We start from the raw sequence: 19126 nt of genomic DNA on the forward strand, positions 1-19126 counted from the left end.
AGGTGACAACATCCAGATGGAAGTCACTCTGATCAAGACCATCGCAATGGAAGACGGTCTGCGCTTCGCTATCCGTGAAGGCGGTCGTACCGTCGGCGCCGGCGTCGTAGCCAAAATCATCGAGTAATCACTCGATCGGTTAAAAAAGGCCTCCGCTCAGCGGGGGCCTTTTTTATTGGGTTGACACAAAATCGGACCGTCTATAGAATCACGCCTCCTTTTAGCGGGCGTAGTGCGTCCGTTGGGAACAGCCTGGAGTCTGAAATCCAATGCAAAATCAGCAAATCCGTATCAGGTTGAAGGCTTTCGACCATCGCCTGATCGACCAATCCACCCAGGAAATCGTGGAAACCGCGAAACGTACTGGTGCACAAGTGCGTGGTCCAATTCCACTGCCTACTCGCAAAGAGCGTTTCACCGTTCTGGTCTCCCCGCACGTCAACAAAGACGCGCGTGACCAGTACGAGATCCGCACTCATAAGCGCGTTCTGGACATCGTCCAGCCAACGGATAAAACCGTTGATGCGCTGATGAAGCTGGACCTTGCGGCAGGTGTGGAAGTACAGATCAGCCTCGGCTAAGACTTCGGTCTTAACCGTGTAACGCTCTGAAATGGGCGGCCATAGCGGGTGAAAGCCCCGTACACTCATGAGGTTTACAACATGACTATTGGTGTAGTCGGTCGTAAATGCGGTATGACCCGTATTTTCACCGAAGAAGGTGTCTCCATTCCGGTCACGGTCGTTGAGATCGAGCCGAATCGCGTCACCCAGTTCAAAACCGAAGAAACTGATGGCTACCGTGCAGTGCAAATCACTGTAGGCGAGCGTCGTGCTTCGCGTGTGACTGCTGCTCAAGCAGGTCACTTCGCTAAGGCGAACGTTGCCGCTGGTCGCGGTGTTTGGGAGTTCCGTCTTGAAGAAGGCGATTTCCAGGCTGGCGATCTGATCAAAGCTGAACTCTTTACTGCAGGCCAGCTGGTAGACGTCACCGGTCAGTCGAAAGGTAAAGGCTTCGCCGGTACCATCAAGCGCTGGAATTTCCGTGGCCAAGATAACACCCACGGTAACTCCGTATCGCACCGTGTTCCGGGTTCCATCGGCCAGTGCCAGACTCCTGGTCGTGTGTTCAAGGGCAAGAAAATGTCCGGTCACATGGGCGCCGAGCGCGTTACTGTGCAGTCCCTGGAAGTAGTTCGCGTAGACGCTGAACGCAACCTGCTGCTGATCAAGGGTGCCGTTCCTGGCGCTACTGGCGGCGACGTGGTTGTACGTCCAGCTGTCAAGGCTCGCGGTTAAGGGGAAACTGACATGCAACTTAACGTAAATGACGCTCAGGCGATCGAAGTTTCCGAACTGACCTTCGGTGGCGAATTCAACGAGACGCTGGTTCACCAAGCAGTCGTGGCCTACATGGCCGGCGGCCGTCAGGGCACCAAGCAGCAGAAGACTCGTTCCGACGTATCCGGTGGCGGTAAGCGCCCATGGCGTCAGAAGGGCACTGGTCGTGCTCGTGCTGGTACCATCCGTAGCCCGATCTGGCGCGGCGGTGGCACCACCTTCGCAGCTCGTCCTCAGGACCACTCGCAGAAGCTCAACAAGAAGATGTATCGCGCAGCAATGCGTTCCATCCTCGCTGAGCTGGTGCGCACCGACCGTCTGGTCGTTGTCCAGGACTTCGCTGTTGAAGCGCCAAAGACCAAAGATCTGCTGAACAAGCTGAATGGCATGGGCCTGACTGACGTCCTGATCGTATCGGACGCTGTTGATCAGAACCTGTACCTGGCTGCTCGTAACCTGCCGCACGTCGACGTTCGTGACGTACAAGGTTCCGATCCGGTCAGTCTGATCGCCTATGACAAAGTGTTGATCACTGTGTCGGCCGTGAAGAAATTCGAGGAGCTGCTGGGATGAACCAGGAACGCGTATTTAAAGTCCTCCTTGGCCCGCACGTTTCCGAGAAGGCTACCGTTCTGGCTGAGAAGAAAGGCCAGTTCGTATTCAAGGTTGCTACCGATGCAACCAAGCTGGAAATCAAGAAAGCTGTCGAAGGCCTGTTCGGCGTAAAAGTCGAAAACGTGTCGACTGTTAACGTATTGGGTAAAACCAAGCGTACCGCACGTGGTCTGGGCAAGCGTAATGACTGGAAGAAGGCGATCGTCTCCCTTCAGCCAGGCCAAGATCTCGATTTCAGCAGCAGTGCTGAGTAAGGAAGGGGTGCATCATGGCAATCGTTAAATGCAAACCGACTTCCCCTGGCCGCCGTTTCGTGGTCAAGGTGGTCAACAAGGAGCTGCACAAAGGCGCTCCTCACGCACCGCTGCTCGAGAAGAAATCGAAGTCTGGTGGTCGTAACAACAATGGCCGTATCACTACACGTCACGTGGGTGGTGGTCATAAGCAGCATTACCGTCTGGTCGACTTCCGTCGCAACGACAAAGATGGCATTCCAGCCACTGTCGAGCGTATCGAATACGATCCGAACCGTACTGCTCACATCGCCCTGCTGTGCTACGCAGACGGTGAGCGTCGCTACATCATCGCCCCTAAAGGCGTGAGCGCTGGCGATCAGCTGATCGCAGGTTCGCTGGCCCCAATCAAGGCCGGTAACTCCCTGCAGCTGCGCAACATCCCAGTAGGTAGCACCATTCACGGCATCGAACTGAAGCCGGGTAAAGGTGCACAGATCGCTCGTTCCGCTGGTGCTTCGGCTCAGCTGATCGCCCGCGAAGGTGTCTACGTGACCCTGCGTCTGCGCTCTGGTGAAATGCGTAAAGTCCTGGCTGAGTGCCGTGCGACCCTGGGCGAAGTCTCGAACTCCGAGCACAGCCTGCGTTCGCTGGGTAAAGCTGGTGCCAAACGCTGGCGTGGCGTTCGCCCAACCGTTCGTGGTGTTGCCATGAACCCGGTTGACCACCCACATGGTGGTGGTGAAGGTCGTACCTCCGGTGGTCGTCATCCGGTATCGCCATGGGGCTTCCCAACCAAGGGTGCGAAGACTCGTGGTAATAAGCGTACCGACAAAATGATCGTCCGTCGTCGCAAGTAAATAGAGGGATACGACAGTGCCACGTTCTCTGAAAAAAGGTCCTTTTATCGATCTTCACCTACTGAAGAAGATCGAAGTGGCGGCGGAAAAGAATGATCGCAAACCGGTGAAAACCTGGTCGCGTCGTTCGATGATCCTGCCACAAATGGTCGGTCTGACCATCGCGGTACATAACGGTCGTCAACATGTCCCAGTTCTCGTGAACGAAGACATGGTCGGCCACAAACTGGGCGAGTTCGCCGGTACCCGCACTTATCGCGGGCACGTGGCTGACAAGAAAGCCAAGCGTTAAGGGGTTAGGAAATGGAAGTAGCCGCTAAGTTGTCGGGCGCTCGAATCTCCGCCCAGAAAGCCCGCTTGGTCGCCGACCAGATCCGCGGGAAGAAGGTGGGCGAAGCGCTCAACCTGTTGGCCTTCAGCAGCAAAAAAGCCGCTGAAATCATGAAGAAAGTCCTCGAGTCGGCCGTTGCCAACGCCGAACACAACGAAGGCGCAGACGTTGATGACCTGAAGGTCTCCACCGTTTTCGTCAACGAAGGGCGTTCGCTGAAGCGCATCATGCCGCGTGCCAAAGGCCGCGCTGATCGCATCGTCAAGCGGTCTTGCCATATCACTGTCAAGGTTGCGGACAAGTAACGGAGTCGATCAGATGGGTCAGAAAGTACATCCCACTGGCATTCGCCTGGGAATCGTCAAGGAGCACACGTCCGTCTGGTATGCAGATGGCGCGACTTACGCAGATTACCTGTTGAAGGATCTGAAAACTCGTGAGTACCTCCAAGACAAACTAAAAAGCGCGTCCGTAAGCCGTATCGATATCCATCGTCCGGCCCAAACTGCACGCATCACCATCCACACCGCTCGTCCAGGTATCGTTATCGGGAAGAAAGGTGAAGATGTTGAGAAGCTGCGTCAGGACCTGACCAAGCAGATGGGTGTGCCTGTGCACATCAACATCGAAGAGATCCGCAAGCCGGAACTCGACGCCATGCTGGTTGCGCAAAGCGTAGCTCAGCAGCTGGAGCGCCGCGTAATGTTCCGTCGTGCTATGAAGCGCGCCGTGCAGAACGCCATGCGTATTGGTGCCAAGGGCATCAAGATCCAGGTGAGCGGTCGTCTCGGCGGTGCCGAGATTGCTCGTACCGAGTGGTATCGCGAAGGTCGTGTGCCGTTGCACACCCTGCGTGCTGATATCGACTACAACACCTACGAAGCTCACACCACTTATGGTGTGATCGGTGTGAAGGTTTGGATCTTCAAAGGCGAAGTAATTGGTGGTCGCCAAGAAGAGCTGAAACCACAAGCACCAGCGCCTCGTAAAAAAGCTGCTAAGTAAGGGGTACGCCAAATGTTGCAACCTAAGCGTACAAAATTCCGCAAGCAGATGACCGGCCACAACCGTGGTCTGGCACTGCGCGGTAGCAAAGTCAGCTTCGGCGAGTTCGCCTTGAAAGCTGTCGCCCGCGGTCGCCTCACCGCTCGCCAGATCGAGTCTGCACGTCGTGCTCTGACTCGTCACGTTAAGCGTGGCGGCAAGATCTGGATCCGTGTGTTCCCGGACAAGCCGGTTACCAAGAAGCCTCTTGAAGTGCGGATGGGTAAAGGTAAGGGTTCCGTGGAATACTGGGTTGCCCAGATCCAGCCAGGCAAAGTCCTGTATGAGATCGAGGGTGTTTCTGAAGAGCTGGCGCGCGAAGCATTCGCCTTGGCTGCTGCAAAGCTGCCACTCGCCACCTCCTTTGTTAAGCGGACGGTGATGTGATGAAAGCGAATGAACTTCGTGAAAAATCGGCACAGCAGCTGAACGAGCAACTGCTCGGCCTGCTGCGCGACCAGTTCAATCTGCGTATGCAGAAAGCAACTGGCCAGTTGGGGCAGTCGCACCTGCTCTCGCAAGTTAAGCGTGACATCGCTCGCGTGAAAACTGTGCTCAACCAGCAGGCAGGTAAGTGATCATGGCTGAAGCTGAAAAAACCGTCCGTACGCTGACTGGCCGTGTCGTCAGCGACAAAATGGACAAGACCATCACCGTTCTGATCGAGCGTCGCGTAAAGCACCCGATCTACGGTAAATACGTTAAGCGTTCGACTAAGCTGCACGCGCACGACGAAACCAATCAGTGCAAAATCGGCGACAAGGTTTCCATTAGCGAAACTCGTCCGCTGGCCAAGACCAAGTCTTGGGCACTGGTTGAAGTCCTCGAACGCGCTGTTGAAGTCTAAGGGCTAGGGGTCGGAGAAATTTTATGATTCAGACTCAATCCATGCTCGATGTGGCCGATAACAGCGGCGCTCGTCGCGTCATGTGCATCAAGGTTCTCGGCGGTTCCCACCGTCGTTACGCCGGCATCGGTGACATCATCAAAGTAACCGTCAAGGAAGCAATTCCGCGCGGTAAGGTCAAAAAAGGCCAGGTGATGACCGCCGTAGTCGTACGTACCCGTCATGGTGTACGTCGCGCTGACGGTTCCATCATTCGTTTCGACGGTAACGCTGCTGTTCTGCTGAACAACAAGCAAGAGCCGATCGGCACTCGCATCTTCGGGCCAGTGACCCGTGAACTTCGCAACGAGAAGTTCATGAAGATCGTCTCGCTCGCCCCTGAAGTGCTCTAAGGAGATCCGACATGCAAAAGATTCGTCGTGACGACGAGATCATCGTGATCGCCGGCAAAGACAAAGGTAAGCGCGGTAAGGTGCTGAAGGTTCTCGCTGACGACCGTCTGGTCATCGGTGGTGTAAACCTGGTCAAGCGCCATACCAAGCCTAACCCGATGGCGGGCGTACAGGGCGGTATCGTCGAAAAAGAAGCGCCTCTGCACGCTTCCAACGTTGCCATTTTCAATGGTGAAACCAACAAGGCTGACCGCGTTGGCTTCAAGGTTGAAGACGGCAAGAAAATTCGTGTCTTCAAGTCGACCCAGAAAGCGGTTGATGCTTGAACACTGCTAGGTAGAAGACAATGGCACGACTCAAAGAGATTTACCGGAACGAAATCGCTCCCAAGCTTAAGGAAGAACTTAAGCTCGCGAACGTGATGGAAGTTCCACGCGTAACCAAGATCACCCTGAACATGGGTCTGGGCGAAGCTGTCGGTGACAAAAAAGTCATCGAAAACGCTGTAGCCGACCTGGAAAAGATCACTGGTCAAAAGCCGGTCGTGACTTTCGCTCGCAAGTCGATTGCGGGTTTCAAGGTTCGTGAAGGTTGGCCGATCGGCGTTAAAGTTACTCTGCGCCGTGACCGTATGTACGAGTTCCTGGATCGCCTGCTGGCGATCTCCCTGCCTCGGGTTCGCGACTTCCGCGGCCTGAATGCCAAGTCCTTCGATGGTCGTGGCAACTACAGCATGGGCGTGAAAGAGCAGATCATCTTCCCGGAAATCGACTACGACAAGATCGATGCTCTGCGCGGTCTGGACATTACCCTGACCACCACTGCTCGTTCGGATGACGAAGGCCGCGCTCTGCTGCGTGCATTCAAATTCCCGTTCCGCAACTGATTGGAGTAGGAAAATGGCCAAGAAGAGCATGAAAAACCGCGAGCTGAAGCGTCAGCTCACGGTAGCCAAGTACGCCAAAAAGCGTGCCGAGCTGAAAGCGACCATCGTCAACCTGAACGCATCGCCAGAAGAGCGTTATGCCGCCGTCGTCGCACTGCAAAAGCAGCCGCGTGACGCCAGCGCCGCTCGTCTGCGCAACCGTTGCCGCCTGACCGGCCGTCCTCACGGTGTATACCGTAAGTTCGGTCTGGGCCGTAACATGCTGCGTCAAGCTGCAATGCGTGGTGACGTACCAGGTCTGGTTAAAGCCAGCTGGTAAGCACCAGGGTTCTGGCGGGAGGGGAGCAATCTTCCGACCGCCGGTGACCTCGCTTCTAAACAAGCCCCTATATGGGGCTTGTTTCGTTTCTAGGTTGTGTCTAGAATGATCGGCTCACCCGAGCCCGGGTCTTTTGTCCTGGGTGCTTGGGTGGTTGTGATAGCCGAGAGGCTAATAATTCTTGTATCAGGAGCATCTAGCCCATGAGTATGCAGGACCCGTTAGCGGACATGCTAACTCGCATCCGTAATGCCCAGATGGCTGAAAAGTCCGTCGTAAGCATGCCTTCTTCGACTCTGAAGGTTGCGGTTGCCCAAGTTCTGAAGGACGAAGGTTACATCGCTGGTTACCAGGTAAGCAGCGAAGTCAAACCCTCCCTGTCGATCGAGCTGAAGTACTTCGAAGGCCGTCCGGTCATCGAAGAGCTGAAGCGCGCCAGCCGACCAGGCCTGCGTCAGTACAAGGCCGTTACAGATCTGCCGAAAGTTCGTGGCGGTCTGGGCGTGTCTATCGTCTCCACCAACAAAGGTGTGATGACGGATCGTGCTGCACGTGCCGCCGGTGTTGGTGGCGAAGTTCTGTGCACAGTGTTCTAAGGGGGGATAAGCATGTCTCGCGTCGCTAAGAACCCCGTAAAGCTGCCGTCCGGTGTCGAAGTCAAATTCGCCGGCCAACAGCTTTCGGTGAAGGGTGCCAAGGGCACTCTCGAACTGAACGTTCATTCGTCTGTTGAAGTTACCGAAGAGTCTGGTGAGCTGCGTTTTGTCGCTCGCAATGGTGACCAGCAAGCTCGCGCCATGGCCGGTACTACCCGCGCTCTGGTGAACAACATGGTCCAAGGCGTAAGCCAAGGCTTCGAGCGCAAGCTCCAGCTGGTCGGTGTTGGTTACAAGGCTCAGGCCAAGGGCACCGTCCTGAACCTGGCTCTGGGCTTCTCTCACCCAGTAGACTACGAGCTTCCAGCCGGCATCACCGCTGAAACGCCTAGCCAGACCGATATCCTGATCAAGGGCATCGACAAGCAGCTGGTAGGTCAGGTGGCCGCTGAAATCCGCGACTTCCGTCCACCAGAGCCGTACAAAGGCAAAGGTGTGCGTTACGCGGACGAAGTCGTCCGTCGTAAAGAAGCCAAGAAGAAGTAGGGCCTAGCAAATGACCGACAAAAAAGTTACTCGACTGCGTCGCGCTCGCAAAGCACGCCTGAAAATGCACGAGCTCGAAGCCGTGCGTTTGTGCGTGTTCCGCTCCTCGCAGCACATTTATGCCCAAGTCATCTCGGCCGACGGCAGCAAGGTTCTGGCAAGCGCCTCTACCTTGGACAAAGACCTGCGTGATGGCGCCACCGGCAACATCGACGCGGCCACTAAGGTTGGCAAGCTGGTAGCTGAGCGCGCGAAAGCCGCCGGTGTATCTCAAGTTGCCTTTGACCGTTCCGGCTTCAAGTACCATGGCCGCGTCAAAGCGCTGGCTGATGCTGCTCGTGAAGGCGGGCTGGAGTTCTAAGTTATGGCAAATAACGATCAAAAGCGCGACGAAGGCTACATCGAGAAGCTGGTTCAAGTTAACCGCGTAGCCAAAACCGTCAAAGGCGGCCGTATCTTCACCTTCACCGCGTTGACCGTGGTTGGTGATGGTAAGGGCCGTGTAGGCTTCGGCCGTGGCAAATCGCGCGAAGTACCAGCCGCGATTCAGAAAGCCATGGAAGCTGCCCGTCGCAACATGATTCAGGTTGACCTGAAAGGCACCACTCTGCAGTACGCCACCAAGGCCGCCCACGGCGCCTCGAAGGTTTACATGCAGCCTGCCTCCGAAGGTACCGGTATCATCGCTGGCGGCGCTATGCGTGCTGTCCTGGAAGTTGCTGGTGTCCAGAACGTTCTGGCCAAGTGCTACGGTTCGACCAACCCAGTGAACGTGGTTTACGCCACCTTCAAGGGTCTGAAGGCCATGCAATCTCCTGAATCCATTGCTGCCAAGCGCGGCAAGAGCGTTGAGGAGATCTTCTAATGGCTGCCACCGTTAAAGTCACGCTGATCAAAAGCACCGCCGGCCGTCTGCCTAACCACAAACTGTGTGTTAAAGGCCTGGGTCTGCGTCGCATTGGTCACACCGTAGAAGTACTTGATACTCCCGAGAATCGCGGGATGATCAACAAGGCTTACTACATGCTGCGCGTCGAGGGTTAATCGATGAAACTCAATGATCTGAGTCCAGCGCCGGGTTCCCGTCGCGAGAAGCATCGTCCGGGTCGTGGTATCGGTAGCGGTTTGGGTAAGACTGGTGGCCGCGGCCACAAAGGTCAGACCTCCCGTTCCGGTGGCACCATCGCTCCGGGCTTCGAAGGCGGTCAACAGCCGCTGCACCGTCGTCTGCCGAAATTCGGCTTCGTTTCGCTGAAAGCCATGGACCGCGCAGAAGTGCGTCTGTCCGAGCTGGCCAAAGTGGAAGGCGATGTTGTCACCGTGCAATCCTTGAAGGATGCCAACGTGATCAACCAGAACGTACAGCGTGTGAAAATCATGCTGTCTGGCGAAGTCACTCGCGCAGTTACCATCAAGGGCATCGCAGCCACCAAAGGTGCGCGTGCGGCTATCGAAGCAGCTGGCGGCAAATTCGAGGAATAAATGGCTAAGCAAGGTGCTCTCTCTTCGCTCGGTAAGGGCGGGATGTCGGAACTCTGGGCTCGTCTGCGCTTTCTGTTCATGGCGATCATCGTCTATCGGATAGGTGCGCATATCCCGGTGCCTGGCATCAACCCGGACCGTCTGGCGGATCTGTTTCGACAGAATGAGGGGACCATTCTTAGCTTGTTCAACATGTTTTCCGGTGGTGCGCTGGAGCGTATGAGCATCTTTGCACTGGGGATCATGCCGTACATCTCGGCATCGATCATCATGCAGCTCATGACCGCTGTCAGCCCACAGCTGGAGCAGTTGAAGAAGGAAGGTGAAGCTGGCCGTCGCAAGATCAGCCAGTACACCCGCTACCTCACTGTAATCCTGGCATTGGTTCAAGCGATTGGCATGTCCATTGGCTTGGCCAACCAGGGCGTGGCGTTCTCTGCAAGCCTTGGCTTCCATGTGGTTGCCGTCTCCACCTTCGTGGCAGGCGCAATGTTCATGATGTGGCTGGGTGAGCAGATTACCGAGCGCGGTGTGGGCAACGGTATCTCGATGTTGATTTTCGCGGGTATCGTTGCCGGTCTTCCGAGAGCAATCGGGCAGTCTTTCGAGTCTGCGCGCACAGGCGATATCAACATTTTCGCCCTGGTCGCTATCGGTTTGCTGGCAGTAGCGATTATCGGTTTTGTGGTGTTCATTGAGCGTGGTCAGCGTCGAATCGCCGTTCACTACGCCAAGCGTCAGCAGGGCCGCAAGGTCTTTGCTGCGCAGACCAGCCACTTGCCGCTCAAGGTGAACATGGCAGGGGTAATCCCGGCTATTTTCGCCAGCAGCATTCTGCTGTTCCCGGCTTCGCTGGGTGCCTGGTTCGGTCAGTCCGAAGGTATGGGCTGGCTACAAGACATCTCGCAGTCGATCGCTCCTGGTCAGCCGTTGAACATTTTGCTGTTTAGTGCAGGGATCATTTTCTTCTGCTTCTTCTACACAGCGTTGATGTTCAACCCGAAAGACGTAGCGGAAAACCTGAAGAAGTCCGGTGCCTTTATTCCGGGTATCCGTCCTGGTGAGCAGTCGGCGCGCTACATTGATGGCGTTCTGACTCGTCTGACCATGTTCGGTGCTCTTTACATGATGGCCGTATGCCTTCTGCCCCAGTTCCTTGTGGTGGCTGCAAACGTGCCGTTCTATCTCGGCGGGACGTCGTTGTTGATCGTGGTAGTGGTTGTGATGGACTTCATGTCCCAAGTACAATCCCACCTCGTTTCGCACCAGTACGAATCCCTGATGAAGAAAGCCAACCTGAAAGGCTATGGCGGCAGCAGCTTGCTGCGCTGACAGGCCCCTAAGGTTCGAGGAGTTGGTCATGAAAGTTCGTGCATCGGTGAAAAAGCTGTGCCGTAACTGCAAGATTATTCGCCGCGAAGGTATCGTGCGAGTAATTTGCAGCGCGGAACCGCGTCACAAGCAGCGCCAAGGCTGAGTGTGATCCGCGCTACAAGCCCAGCAGCTAGTGCGCTGCTGGGTTGATTAATTGTTTCTACAGCGATATTATCTCGCGCCCTATTTCTTGGCTTCCGGGGCGTAGGTAGCTGTCAATTGGAGTCCCACTGAATGGCCCGTATTGCAGGCGTCAACATTCCAGATAACAAGCACACTGTTATCTCGCTGACCTACATCTATGGTGTCGGTCGCACAACTGCACAGAAGATTTGTGCAGACACTGGGGTTAACCCAGCCGCAAAGATCAAGGATCTGAGCGACGAGCAGATTGAAACGCTGCGTAGCGAAGTCGCCAAGTTCACCACTGAAGGTGATCTGCGCCGTGACATCAACATGAAGATCAAACGCTTGATGGACCTGGGCTGCTACCGCGGTCTGCGCCATCGTAAAGGTCTGCCGGTTCGCGGTCAGCGCACCAAGACCAATGCACGCACCCGTAAGGGCCCGCGTAAGCCGATCCGCAAGTAATCGCACCAGCGAATCGACAGGAAAATAGACATGGCAAAACCTGCTGCTCGTCCTCGTAAAAAAATCAAAAAGACAGTGGTTGATGGCATCGCCCACATCCACGCGTCTTTCAACAACACCATCGTGACCATCACCGACCGTCAGGGCAATGCTTTGTCCTGGGCAACGTCCGGTGGTTCGGGTTTCCGTGGTTCGCGCAAATCCACCCCGTTTGCAGCTCAGATTGCTGCTGAACGAGCTGGTCAAGCTGCGCTGGAATACGGTCTGAAAAACCTCGACGTAAACGTCAAGGGTCCAGGTCCAGGTCGTGAGTCCGCCGTTCGTGCTTTGAACAGCTGCGGCTACAAGATCGCCAGCATCACCGACGTGACGCCAATCCCGCATAACGGGTGCCGTCCGCCGAAGAAGCGTCGCGTGTAATCAGGAGACAGATAAATGGCACGTTACATTGGTCCAAAATGCAAACTGTCTCGCCGTGAAGGCACTGACCTTTTCCTGAAGAGCGGCGTTCGCGCTCTGGAATCGAAGTGCAACATCGAAGCAGCCCCAGGTATCCACGGCCAGCGCCGTGGCCGTCAGTCCGACTACGGTACCCAGCTGCGCGAGAAACAAAAAGTCCGTCGTATCTACGGTGTTCTGGAGCGTCAGTTCCGCGGTTACTACCAAGCTGCAGCCTCGAAAAAAGGCGCAACTGGTGAGAACCTGCTGCAACTGCTCGAGTGCCGTCTGGATAACGTCGTTTACCGTATGGGCTTCGGCTCGACTCGTTCCGAGTCGCGTCAGCTGGTTTCGCACAAAGCGATCAGCGTCAACGGTAAGACTGTAAACATTCCATCTTACCAAGTTCGTCCGGGTGACGTGGTCTCGGTTCGTGAGAAATCGCTGAACCAGCTGCGCATTGTTCAAGCCCTTGAACTGTGCTCTCAGCGCGGCCGCGTTGAGTGGGTAGACGTGGATGCTGCTAAAAAGTCGGGCGTTTTCAAGAACGTTCCTGCTCGCAGCGACCTGTCTGCCGACATCAACGAAAACCTGATTGTCGAGCTCTACTCCAAGTAAGGGCTAGAAAATAGGTGCATCCATGCAGATTTCGGTAAATGAGTTCCTGACTCCCCGCCACATTGATGTGCAGGTAGTCAGTCCGACCCGCGCCAAGATTACGCTCGAGCCTCTCGAGCGTGGTTTCGGCCATACCCTGGGCAACGCGCTGCGCCGCATCCTGTTGTCCTCCATGCCTGGCTGTGCAGTAGTCGAGGCCGAGATCGATGGCGTACTCCATGAGTACTCCGCGATCGAAGGTGTACAGGAAGACGTAATTGAAATCCTGTTGAACCTGAAAGGCCTGGCTATCAAACTGCACGGTCGTGACGAAGTTACGCTGACCTTGTCGAAAAAGGGTTCGGGGGTGGTTACCGCTGCCGATATTCAGCTGGATCACGATGTCGAGATCGTCAACCCCGATCACGTAATCGCGAACCTGGCGTCCAACGGCGCCCTGAACATGAAGCTCACTGTAGCTCGTGGTCGCGGTTACGAGCCGGCCGACTCTCGTCAGACTGACGAAGATGAAAGCCGCAGCATTGGCCGTCTTCAGCTGGACGCTTCGTTCAGCCCGGTGCGTCGTATCGCCTATGTGGTCGAAAACGCCCGTGTTGAGCAGCGTACCAACCTGGACAAGCTGGTCATTGATCTGGAAACCAACGGTACTCTGGACCCAGAAGAGGCAATCCGTCGTGCCGCGACCATCCTGCAACAGCAGCTGGCCGCGTTCGTGGATCTCAAAGGTGACAGTGAGCCGGTAGTGGTCGAGCAGGAAGACGAGATCGATCCGATCCTGCTGCGTCCGGTTGACGACCTGGAACTGACCGTACGGTCTGCCAACTGCCTCAAGGCGGAGAACATCTACTACATCGGCGACCTGATTCAGCGCACCGAAGTAGAGCTGTTGAAAACTCCTAACCTGGGCAAGAAGTCCCTGACTGAAATCAAGGACGTTTTGGCTTCCCGTGGTCTGTCCCTCGGCATGCGCCTCGACAACTGGCCGCCTGCAAGTCTTAAGAAGGACGACAAGGCGACTGCCTGATCGTCGTAATCACCGAACGTAGTGTTTGGTAAGGAATGAATCATGCGTCATCGTAAAAGTGGACGTCACCTGAGCCGTACCAGCTCTCACCGCAAGGCTATGTTCCAGAACATGGCAGTGTCGTTGATCGAGCACGAGCTGATCAAAACTACTCTGCCAAAAGCCAAGGAACTGCGCCGCGTTGCCGAGCCGCTGATCACCCTGGCCAAGGAAGATAGCGTAGCCAACCGTCGTCTGGCTTTCGACCGTACCCGTTCGAAATCCGCTGTTGGCAAGCTCTTCAACGATCTGGGCAAGCGCTACGCCACCCGTCAGGGCGGCTACCTGCGTATCCTGAAGTGCGGTTTCCGCGCTGGCGACAACGCGCCTATGGCGTACGTCGAGCTGGTTGATCGTCCAGTCGGTGGTGCTGTAGAAGCTGCCGAGTAAGACGTTCTGTCTGCTACAAAAAACCGGGCCTAGTGCCCGGTTTTTTGTTTCTGTAATTATTGTTAATTCCTATCGCCTCAACTCGATCAATGAATTAGCTCTTGGCATGCCGCTCCCCGATACTGTCCGCAAGCCGACAAACGGCAGATCAAGACCGTCAAGGAGAGCCCATGAGCAAGATTCTTACCACCGCCAGCGGTGCACCTGTAGCTGACAACCAGAATTCCCGTTCGGCCGGCCCTCGCGGCCCGCTGCTGCTCGACGACTTCCACCTGCTGGAAAAACTCGCCCACTTCAACCGCGAGAACATCCCTGAGCGCCGTGTACACGCCAAGGGCTCGGGCGCCTACGGTACCTTCACCGTAACCCGCGATATCACCCGCTACACCTGCGCCAAATTGTTCGACAAGGTTGGCAAGCAAACCGAGACCTTTTTGCGCTTCTCCACTGTAGGTGGCGAGCGCGGCTCGGCTGACACCGAACGTGACCCGCGTGGCTTCGCGCTCAAGTTCTACACCGAGGAAGGCAATTGGGACATCGTGGGCAACAACACCCCGGTGTTCTTCATCCGCGACCCCCTGAAGTTTCCTGACTTCATCCACACGCAGAAGCGCCATCCGCAGAGCAACCTGAAGAACGCCCAGATGATGTGGGACTTCTGGTCGCATTCGCCTGAGGCGCTGCACCAGGTCACGATCCTGTTCTCTGATCGGGGTATCCCGGACGGCTACCGTCACATGCACGGCTTCGGCAGCCATACCTACAGCCTGATCAGCGCGAGCGGTGAGCGCACCTGGGTCAAATGGCACTACAAGACTCAGCAGGGCATCAAGAACCTGGCACCGGCCGAAGCAGCGCGTCTGGCGGGTACTGACCCTGATTACGCCCAGCGTGACCTGTTCGAGGCGATTGAACGCGGTGACTATCCGCGCTGGACTGTGTGCATTCAGGTCATGAGCGAGGAGCAGGCAGCCAATCGAGCGGAGAATCCTTTCGATGTGACCAAGACCTGGTCGCAGAAGGAATTCCCGTTGATCGAGGTTGGCGTGCTTGAGCTCAACCGCAACCCGCTCAACTACTTTGCCGAAGTCGAGCAAGCCACCTTCGGCCCGAGCAACATGGTTCCAGGTGTCGGCCTGTCGCCAGACCGGATGCTGCAGGGGCGTGTGTTTGCCTATGCCGATGCGCACCGCTACCGCGTAGGCACCAATCACCAGCATCTGCCGGTAAACGCCGCTCGCAGCCCGGTGCACAGCTACCAGCGCGATGGCGCGATGGCTTCCGGTAGCTATGGCAGTGCGCCCAACTACGAGCCGAACAGCTACAGCGACGCGCCCAAGCAGTCGCCGCAGCATGCCGAACCGGCGCTTGCCCTGAACGGCGCAGCCGATCGTCACGACCACCGTGAGGACGGCGATTACTACAGCCACGCCGGCGCCTTGTTCCGCTTGATGAGCCCTGAGCAACAAACACTGCTGATCAACAACATTGCCGGCACCATGGCAGGTGTCAGCGCAGTTGTGGTGATGCGCCAGTTGCAGCACTTCTCCAAGGCAGATCCAGCCTACGGCGAAGGAATTGCCAAGGCGTTGGGGCTGAATCTCGCCTGAGTCGGAATGATAAGTAGAACCGCCCTCATTTGGGCGGTTTTTCAATGAATATCACTACTGTTTAGGCGTTTTTTTGCATGTTATTGCGCGTTTTTCAGTGACCTTGCAGCAGTCCTGGTTCACACTATGCACATAGCGCTTTCACATGGAGAACCAGGGCGATGCAAGGTCACCCGGACGTAATCGATTACCTCAACACGTTGCTCACCGGCGAGCTGGCAGCACGTGATCAGTATTTCATTCATTCGCGCATGTACGAAGACTGGGGCTTGTCCAAGCTCTACGAGCGCATCAACCATGAAATGGAAGAAGAGGCGCAACACGCCGACGCCCTGATGCGCCGCATTCTCATGCTGGAAGGCACCCCGCGCATGCGTCCGGATGATCTGGACGTGGGCACCACTGTGCCGGAAATGCTCGCAGCCGACTTGCGCCTCGAGTACAAGGTGCGCGCAGCGTTGTGCAAAGGCATTGAATTGTGCGAAACGCACAAGGATTACATCAGCCGCGACATCCTGCGTCAGCAGTTGGCTGATACCGAAGAAGATCACACTTATTGGCTGGAAAAGCAGCAGGGTCTGATCAAGGTCATCGGCCTGCAGAACTACCTGCAATCGCAGATGTAATCAGCTTGCCGTAACGGGCTGCATGGTTGTAAAAAAGCCCCCGGTAGCTCGCTACCGGGGGCTTTTTTTGTAGGCTTACGCCCGGTCACGCTCCAGCAACGGCTTGAGGTAGTGGCCGGTATACGACTGCTTCATCTTGGTCACCTCTTCAGGCGTACCCACCGCGATGATCTGGCCGCCCTTGGAGCCGCCCTCCGGGCCGAGGTCGACCAGCCAGTCGGCGGTCTTGATCACGTCCAGATTGTGTTCGATCACCACTACGGTGTTGCCGTGATCGCGCAAGCGGTGCAGTACATCGAGCAACTGCTGGATATCGGCGAAGTGCAGGCCGGTAGTCGGTTCATCGAGGATGTACAGCGTCTTGCCGGTATCGCGCTTGGACAGCTCACGGGATAGCTTGACCCGCTGCGCCTCGCCCCCGGAGAGGGTCGTGGCCGACTGACCAAGCTTGATGTACGACAGGCCGACATCCACCAGCGTCTGCAGCTTGCGCGCCAGCGCCGGCACTGCATCGAAGAATGCGCGGGCATCCTCGATGGTCATTTCCAGCACCTCGTGGATGTTCTTTCCTTTGTACTTGATCTCCAGCGTCTCGCGGTTGTAGCGCTTGCTCTTGCACACGTCGCAGGGCACGTAGATGTCCGGCAGGAAGTGCATCTCGACCTTGATCAGGCCATCGCCCTGACACGCTTCGCAGCGGCCGCCCTTGACGTTGAACGAGAACCGTCCCGGACCATAACCGCGCGCACGCGACTCGGGCACCCCTGCAAACAGCTCGCGCACCGGCGTGAAGATGCCGGTATAGGTCGCCGGGTTGGAGCGTGGGGTGCGGCCAATCGGGCTCTGGTCGATGTCGACCACTTTGTCCAGATGCTGCAGGCCGTCCATGCTGCTGTGTGCGGCGGCCTCATGGCTGGTAGCGCCGTTCAGCGCAGTCGCCGCCAGCGGGAACAGCGTGTTGTTGATCAGCGTCGACTTGCCCGACCCGGAGACACCGGTCACGCAAGTCAGCAAGCCTATCGGGATTTCCAGATCGACGTTCTGCAGGTTGTTGCCACGCGCGCCTTTGAGCTTGAGCGACAGCTTCTTGTCACGGGGAGTGCGCTTGGCCGGCACAGCGATCTTCTTGCGCCCGGACAGGTAGGCACCGGTCAGCGAATCAGGGTGGTCCATGACCTCCTGTGGCGTGCCCTCTGCAACGATCTGGCCACCGTGTACACCAGCGCCCGGGCCGATGTCGACAACGTAGTCAGCCAGGCGAATGGCGTCCTCGTCGTGCTCCACCACAATCACCGTGTTGCCCAGGTCGCGCAAGTGATTGAGCGTGCCGAGCAAGCGGTCGTTATCGCGCTGATGCAAGCCAATCGAAGGCTCGTCGAGGATATACATGACGCCGACCAGGCCCGCGCCGATCTGGCTGGCCAGGCGAATACGCTGCGCTTCGCCACCGGAGAGGGTGTCGGCACTGCGATCCAGGGTCAGGTAATCAAGGCCGACGTTGACCAGAAACTGCAGACGCTCGCAAATCTCCTTGAGGATCTTCGAAGCGATCTCGCCGCGGCGACCGGTCAGGGTCAGCTCGCTGAAGTAGGTGCTGGCATCGCCAATCGGCAGGTTGGTCACCGCTGGCAGGGTTTTCTCGCCAACCCATACATGCCGCGACTCACGGCGCAGGCGCGTGCCGCGACAGTCCGGGCATGGCTGCGTACCGAGGAACTTGGCCAGCTCTTCACGCACCGTGGCCGACTCGGTCTCGCGGTAACGTCGCTCCAGATTCGGCACGATGCCTTCAAACGGGTGCGAGCGCTTGACGATATCGCCACGGTCATTCAGGTATTTGAAGTCGACGTTCTGCTTGCCGCTGCCCTGCAGAATGATCTTTTGATCCTCTGCTGCCAGTTCAGCGAACGGTTGTTCCAGGCTGAAGCCAAAATGCGCGGCAAGCGAGCCAAGCATCTGGAAGTAGTACACGTTGCGCCGGTCCCAGCCACGGATCGCGCCCTCGGCCAGGGTCAGCTCGGTATTGACCAGGCGCTTGGTGTCGAAGTACTGCTTCACGCCCAGGCCATCGCAGGTCGGGCACGCGCCAGCCGGGTTGTTGAAGGAGAACAACTTGGGTTCCAGCTCGCTGATGGCATGGCCGCAGACCGGGCAGGCAAAGCGCGCAGAGAAGATGATTTCTTCGCCGGGCTCGTCGTCCATCGGCGCGACCAGGGCAATGCCGTCAGCCAGCTTCAGCGCTGTCTCGAACGACTCGGCCAGGCGCTGCTGCAGGTCGCTGCGGACCTTGAAACGGTCGACCACGACATCGATGCTGTGTTTTTTCTGTTTCTCGAGGGTCGGCAGCTCGTCCATCTCGTACAGCTTGCCGTTGACCCGCACGCGCACAAAGCCCTGCGCGCGCAGCTCGTCGAACACCGCCAGGTGCTCGCCCTTGCGCTCGCGGATGACCGGCGCCAGCAGCATCAACTTGCTGCCCTCTGGCTGTTCGAGCACCAGGTCGACCATCTGGCTCACGGTTTGCGCTTCCAGCGGAATGTCGTGGTCCGGGCAGCGCGGGGTACCTACCCGTGCATACAGCAGACGCAGGTAGTCGTAGATTTCGGTAATGGTGCCGACCGTCGAGCGCGGGTTGTGCGAGGTCGATTTCTGCTCGATCGAAATTGCCGGCGAAAGGCCCTCGATGGTGTCGACGTCGGGCTTTTCCATCATCGACAGGAATTGCCGGGCGTAAGCCGACAACGACTCGACATAACGGCGTTGACCCTCGGCGTAGAGGGTGTCGAAAGCCAGCGATGACTTGCCGGAACCGGACAAACCGGTGATCACGATCAACTTGTCCCGGGGCAGGGTCAGGTCGATGTTCTTCAGGTTGTGGGTACGTGCCCCACGAATCAGAATCTTGTCCACTGCGGCCTCGCTTGG

32 protein-coding genes are annotated in these 19126 nt (G+C 57.0%); 31 read left to right on the forward strand and 1 reads right to left on the reverse strand.

The genetic code is table 11. The features are described 5' to 3' along the window. The 31 genes from AC58X1_RS21860 to bfr all read left to right on the forward strand — a co-directional run. A partial coding sequence (locus tag AC58X1_RS21860; protein WP_497429527.1) for an EF-Tu C-terminal domain-related protein occupies positions 1-127 on the forward strand: 127 nt, incomplete at its 5' end. 142 nt (positions 128-269) lie between these two features. Further along, entirely contained in the window at positions 270-581 is a 312-nt protein-coding gene (gene rpsJ, locus AC58X1_RS21865; protein WP_003186070.1) for a 30S ribosomal protein S10, read from the forward strand. An 81-nt stretch (positions 582-662) separates the two neighbouring features. Beyond that, entirely contained in the window at positions 663-1298 is a 636-nt protein-coding gene (rplC, locus tag AC58X1_RS21870) for a 50S ribosomal protein L3 (protein WP_101322345.1), read from the forward strand. 12 nt (positions 1299-1310) lie between these two features. Continuing rightward, positions 1311-1913: a 50S ribosomal protein L4 gene (gene rplD / locus AC58X1_RS21875; RefSeq protein WP_101322344.1), complete on the forward strand. Its 603-nt coding sequence runs from the start codon at positions 1311-1313 to the stop codon at positions 1911-1913. Beyond that, a complete protein-coding gene (gene rplW / locus AC58X1_RS21880) occupies positions 1910-2209 on the forward strand; it encodes a 50S ribosomal protein L23 (protein WP_010220306.1) in 300 nt (99 codons plus the stop codon). Before rplD ends, rplW begins: the two co-directional genes overlap by 4 nt. Before the next feature lie 14 nt (positions 2210-2223). Continuing rightward, positions 2224-3048 carry a 50S ribosomal protein L2 gene (rplB, locus tag AC58X1_RS21885; RefSeq protein ID WP_101322343.1) on the forward strand — a complete coding sequence of 275 codons (825 nt, stop codon included), beginning with the start codon at positions 2224-2226 and terminating at the stop codon, positions 3046-3048. A 16-nt stretch (positions 3049-3064) separates the two neighbouring features. Then, positions 3065-3340: a 30S ribosomal protein S19 gene (gene rpsS / locus AC58X1_RS21890; protein ID WP_002555486.1), complete on the forward strand. Its 276-nt coding sequence runs from the start codon at positions 3065-3067 to the stop codon at positions 3338-3340. Positions 3341-3351: 11 nt separating this feature from the next. Continuing rightward, positions 3352-3684 carry a 50S ribosomal protein L22 gene (gene rplV, locus AC58X1_RS21895; RefSeq protein WP_003103908.1) on the forward strand — a complete coding sequence of 111 codons (333 nt, stop codon included), beginning with the start codon at positions 3352-3354 and terminating at the stop codon, positions 3682-3684. Positions 3685-3697: 13 nt separating this feature from the next. Next, positions 3698-4384 carry a 30S ribosomal protein S3 gene (gene rpsC / locus AC58X1_RS21900; protein WP_003255481.1) on the forward strand — a complete coding sequence of 229 codons (687 nt, stop codon included), beginning with the start codon at positions 3698-3700 and terminating at the stop codon, positions 4382-4384. A 12-nt stretch (positions 4385-4396) separates the two neighbouring features. Beyond that, a complete protein-coding gene (gene rplP, locus AC58X1_RS21905; protein ID WP_009397508.1) occupies positions 4397-4810 on the forward strand; it encodes a 50S ribosomal protein L16 in 414 nt (137 codons plus the stop codon). Further along, the gene (gene rpmC / locus AC58X1_RS21910; protein WP_002555481.1) at positions 4810-5001 is read left to right on the forward strand and encodes a 50S ribosomal protein L29; all 192 of its coding nucleotides are present in this window, start codon (positions 4810-4812) and stop codon (positions 4999-5001) included. Before rplP ends, rpmC begins: the two co-directional genes overlap by 1 nt. 2 nt (positions 5002-5003) lie before the next feature. Further along, positions 5004-5270, forward strand: a complete 267-nt coding sequence (gene rpsQ, locus AC58X1_RS21915) for a 30S ribosomal protein S17 (RefSeq protein ID WP_101322342.1) — start codon at positions 5004-5006, stop codon at positions 5268-5270. Between the two features lie 23 nt (positions 5271-5293). Beyond that, a complete protein-coding gene (gene rplN, locus AC58X1_RS21920) occupies positions 5294-5662 on the forward strand; it encodes a 50S ribosomal protein L14 (protein ID WP_011063774.1) in 369 nt (122 codons plus the stop codon). 11 nt (positions 5663-5673) lie between these two features. Further along, positions 5674-5988 carry a 50S ribosomal protein L24 gene (rplX, locus tag AC58X1_RS21925; protein WP_003255476.1) on the forward strand — a complete coding sequence of 105 codons (315 nt, stop codon included), beginning with the start codon at positions 5674-5676 and terminating at the stop codon, positions 5986-5988. A gap of 20 nt (positions 5989-6008) precedes the next feature. Then, positions 6009-6548 carry a 50S ribosomal protein L5 gene (gene rplE, locus AC58X1_RS21930; RefSeq protein WP_101322341.1) on the forward strand — a complete coding sequence of 180 codons (540 nt, stop codon included), beginning with the start codon at positions 6009-6011 and terminating at the stop codon, positions 6546-6548. A gap of 13 nt (positions 6549-6561) precedes the next feature. Continuing rightward, positions 6562-6867 carry a 30S ribosomal protein S14 gene (rpsN, locus tag AC58X1_RS21935; RefSeq protein ID WP_101322340.1) on the forward strand — a complete coding sequence of 102 codons (306 nt, stop codon included), beginning with the start codon at positions 6562-6564 and terminating at the stop codon, positions 6865-6867. A 203-nt stretch (positions 6868-7070) separates the two neighbouring features. After that, positions 7071-7463: a 30S ribosomal protein S8 gene (rpsH, locus tag AC58X1_RS21940; RefSeq protein ID WP_101322339.1), complete on the forward strand. Its 393-nt coding sequence runs from the start codon at positions 7071-7073 to the stop codon at positions 7461-7463. Positions 7464-7475: 12 nt separating this feature from the next. Further along, positions 7476-8009 carry a 50S ribosomal protein L6 gene (gene rplF / locus AC58X1_RS21945; protein WP_003255469.1) on the forward strand — a complete coding sequence of 178 codons (534 nt, stop codon included), beginning with the start codon at positions 7476-7478 and terminating at the stop codon, positions 8007-8009. A gap of 10 nt (positions 8010-8019) precedes the next feature. Further along, the gene (rplR, locus tag AC58X1_RS21950) at positions 8020-8370 is read left to right on the forward strand and encodes a 50S ribosomal protein L18 (protein WP_029614571.1); all 351 of its coding nucleotides are present in this window, start codon (positions 8020-8022) and stop codon (positions 8368-8370) included. A 3-nt stretch (positions 8371-8373) separates the two neighbouring features. Further along, complete coding sequence (rpsE, locus tag AC58X1_RS21955; RefSeq protein ID WP_003255465.1) at positions 8374-8874, forward strand: 30S ribosomal protein S5; 501 nt, start codon at positions 8374-8376, stop codon at positions 8872-8874. Continuing rightward, on the forward strand, positions 8874-9053 hold the full coding sequence (gene rpmD, locus AC58X1_RS21960) for a 50S ribosomal protein L30 (RefSeq protein ID WP_101322338.1): 180 nt from the start codon (positions 8874-8876) through the stop codon (positions 9051-9053). Before rpsE ends, rpmD begins: the two co-directional genes overlap by 1 nt. A gap of 3 nt (positions 9054-9056) precedes the next feature. Beyond that, positions 9057-9491, forward strand: a complete 435-nt coding sequence (gene rplO, locus AC58X1_RS21965) for a 50S ribosomal protein L15 (RefSeq protein ID WP_010220318.1) — start codon at positions 9057-9059, stop codon at positions 9489-9491. Then, positions 9492-10823, forward strand: a complete 1332-nt coding sequence (secY, locus tag AC58X1_RS21970) for a preprotein translocase subunit SecY (protein ID WP_101322337.1) — start codon at positions 9492-9494, stop codon at positions 10821-10823. A gap of 28 nt (positions 10824-10851) precedes the next feature. Continuing rightward, a complete protein-coding gene (gene rpmJ / locus AC58X1_RS21975) occupies positions 10852-10968 on the forward strand; it encodes a 50S ribosomal protein L36 (RefSeq protein WP_011531897.1) in 117 nt (38 codons plus the stop codon). A gap of 131 nt (positions 10969-11099) precedes the next feature. Further along, a complete protein-coding gene (gene rpsM / locus AC58X1_RS21980) occupies positions 11100-11456 on the forward strand; it encodes a 30S ribosomal protein S13 (protein WP_101322336.1) in 357 nt (118 codons plus the stop codon). Between the two features lie 30 nt (positions 11457-11486). Then, a complete protein-coding gene (rpsK, locus tag AC58X1_RS21985; protein WP_012270237.1) occupies positions 11487-11876 on the forward strand; it encodes a 30S ribosomal protein S11 in 390 nt (129 codons plus the stop codon). Positions 11877-11891: 15 nt separating this feature from the next. Continuing rightward, on the forward strand, positions 11892-12512 hold the full coding sequence (gene rpsD / locus AC58X1_RS21990; protein WP_101322335.1) for a 30S ribosomal protein S4: 621 nt from the start codon (positions 11892-11894) through the stop codon (positions 12510-12512). A gap of 22 nt (positions 12513-12534) precedes the next feature. Then, the gene (locus AC58X1_RS21995) at positions 12535-13536 is read left to right on the forward strand and encodes a DNA-directed RNA polymerase subunit alpha (RefSeq protein ID WP_003255452.1); all 1002 of its coding nucleotides are present in this window, start codon (positions 12535-12537) and stop codon (positions 13534-13536) included. Positions 13537-13578: 42 nt separating this feature from the next. Next, entirely contained in the window at positions 13579-13965 is a 387-nt protein-coding gene (gene rplQ / locus AC58X1_RS22000; RefSeq protein ID WP_003255451.1) for a 50S ribosomal protein L17, read from the forward strand. A 170-nt stretch (positions 13966-14135) separates the two neighbouring features. Continuing rightward, a complete protein-coding gene (locus tag AC58X1_RS22005) occupies positions 14136-15575 on the forward strand; it encodes a catalase (protein ID WP_150573346.1) in 1440 nt (479 codons plus the stop codon). Between the two features lie 161 nt (positions 15576-15736). Further along, a complete protein-coding gene (gene bfr, locus AC58X1_RS22010; protein ID WP_101322333.1) occupies positions 15737-16201 on the forward strand; it encodes a bacterioferritin in 465 nt (154 codons plus the stop codon). A gap of 75 nt (positions 16202-16276) precedes the next feature. On the opposite strand, the gene uvrA is transcribed toward bfr, so the two are convergent. Further along, positions 16277-19111 carry an excinuclease ABC subunit UvrA gene (gene uvrA / locus AC58X1_RS22015; RefSeq protein ID WP_178080799.1) on the reverse strand — a complete coding sequence of 945 codons (2835 nt, stop codon included), beginning with the start codon at positions 19109-19111 and terminating at the stop codon, positions 16277-16279. Positions 19112-19126: the final 15 nt, after the last annotated feature.

It is taken from the genome of Pseudomonas sp. PGPR N4 (assembly GCF_059693665.1).

What these genes read in the sequence shown, in the direction of transcription:
- rpsJ (WP_003186070.1), top strand. Translation starts at nt 270, where the DNA reads ATGCAAAATCAGCAAATCCGTATCAGGTTGAAGGCTTTCGACCATCGC.
- rplC (WP_101322345.1), top strand. Translation starts at nt 663, where the DNA reads ATGACTATTGGTGTAGTCGGTCGTAAATGCGGTATGACCCGTATTTTC.
- rplD (WP_101322344.1), top strand. Translation starts at nt 1,311, where the DNA reads ATGCAACTTAACGTAAATGACGCTCAGGCGATCGAAGTTTCCGAACTG.
- rplW (WP_010220306.1), top strand. Translation starts at nt 1,910, where the DNA reads ATGAACCAGGAACGCGTATTTAAAGTCCTCCTTGGCCCGCACGTTTCC.
- rplB (WP_101322343.1), top strand. Translation starts at nt 2,224, where the DNA reads ATGGCAATCGTTAAATGCAAACCGACTTCCCCTGGCCGCCGTTTCGTG.
- rplV (WP_003103908.1), top strand. Translation starts at nt 3,352, where the DNA reads ATGGAAGTAGCCGCTAAGTTGTCGGGCGCTCGAATCTCCGCCCAGAAA.
- rpsC (WP_003255481.1), top strand. Translation starts at nt 3,698, where the DNA reads ATGGGTCAGAAAGTACATCCCACTGGCATTCGCCTGGGAATCGTCAAG.
- rplP (WP_009397508.1), top strand. Translation starts at nt 4,397, where the DNA reads ATGTTGCAACCTAAGCGTACAAAATTCCGCAAGCAGATGACCGGCCAC.
- rpmC (WP_002555481.1), top strand. Translation starts at nt 4,810, where the DNA reads ATGAAAGCGAATGAACTTCGTGAAAAATCGGCACAGCAGCTGAACGAG.
- rpsQ (WP_101322342.1), top strand. Translation starts at nt 5,004, where the DNA reads ATGGCTGAAGCTGAAAAAACCGTCCGTACGCTGACTGGCCGTGTCGTC.
- rplN (WP_011063774.1), top strand. Translation starts at nt 5,294, where the DNA reads ATGATTCAGACTCAATCCATGCTCGATGTGGCCGATAACAGCGGCGCT.
- rplX (WP_003255476.1), top strand. Translation starts at nt 5,674, where the DNA reads ATGCAAAAGATTCGTCGTGACGACGAGATCATCGTGATCGCCGGCAAA.
- rplE (WP_101322341.1), top strand. Translation starts at nt 6,009, where the DNA reads ATGGCACGACTCAAAGAGATTTACCGGAACGAAATCGCTCCCAAGCTT.
- rpsN (WP_101322340.1), top strand. Translation starts at nt 6,562, where the DNA reads ATGGCCAAGAAGAGCATGAAAAACCGCGAGCTGAAGCGTCAGCTCACG.
- rpsH (WP_101322339.1), top strand. Translation starts at nt 7,071, where the DNA reads ATGAGTATGCAGGACCCGTTAGCGGACATGCTAACTCGCATCCGTAAT.
- rplF (WP_003255469.1), top strand. Translation starts at nt 7,476, where the DNA reads ATGTCTCGCGTCGCTAAGAACCCCGTAAAGCTGCCGTCCGGTGTCGAA.
- rplR (WP_029614571.1), top strand. Translation starts at nt 8,020, where the DNA reads ATGACCGACAAAAAAGTTACTCGACTGCGTCGCGCTCGCAAAGCACGC.
- rpsE (WP_003255465.1), top strand. Translation starts at nt 8,374, where the DNA reads ATGGCAAATAACGATCAAAAGCGCGACGAAGGCTACATCGAGAAGCTG.
- rpmD (WP_101322338.1), top strand. Translation starts at nt 8,874, where the DNA reads ATGGCTGCCACCGTTAAAGTCACGCTGATCAAAAGCACCGCCGGCCGT.
- rplO (WP_010220318.1), top strand. Translation starts at nt 9,057, where the DNA reads ATGAAACTCAATGATCTGAGTCCAGCGCCGGGTTCCCGTCGCGAGAAG.
- secY (WP_101322337.1), top strand. Translation starts at nt 9,492, where the DNA reads ATGGCTAAGCAAGGTGCTCTCTCTTCGCTCGGTAAGGGCGGGATGTCG.
- rpmJ (WP_011531897.1), top strand. Translation starts at nt 10,852, where the DNA reads ATGAAAGTTCGTGCATCGGTGAAAAAGCTGTGCCGTAACTGCAAGATT.
- rpsM (WP_101322336.1), top strand. Translation starts at nt 11,100, where the DNA reads ATGGCCCGTATTGCAGGCGTCAACATTCCAGATAACAAGCACACTGTT.
- rpsK (WP_012270237.1), top strand. Translation starts at nt 11,487, where the DNA reads ATGGCAAAACCTGCTGCTCGTCCTCGTAAAAAAATCAAAAAGACAGTG.
- rpsD (WP_101322335.1), top strand. Translation starts at nt 11,892, where the DNA reads ATGGCACGTTACATTGGTCCAAAATGCAAACTGTCTCGCCGTGAAGGC.
- AC58X1_RS21995 (WP_003255452.1), top strand. Translation starts at nt 12,535, where the DNA reads ATGCAGATTTCGGTAAATGAGTTCCTGACTCCCCGCCACATTGATGTG.
- rplQ (WP_003255451.1), top strand. Translation starts at nt 13,579, where the DNA reads ATGCGTCATCGTAAAAGTGGACGTCACCTGAGCCGTACCAGCTCTCAC.
- AC58X1_RS22005 (WP_150573346.1), top strand. Translation starts at nt 14,136, where the DNA reads ATGAGCAAGATTCTTACCACCGCCAGCGGTGCACCTGTAGCTGACAAC.
- bfr (WP_101322333.1), top strand. Translation starts at nt 15,737, where the DNA reads ATGCAAGGTCACCCGGACGTAATCGATTACCTCAACACGTTGCTCACC.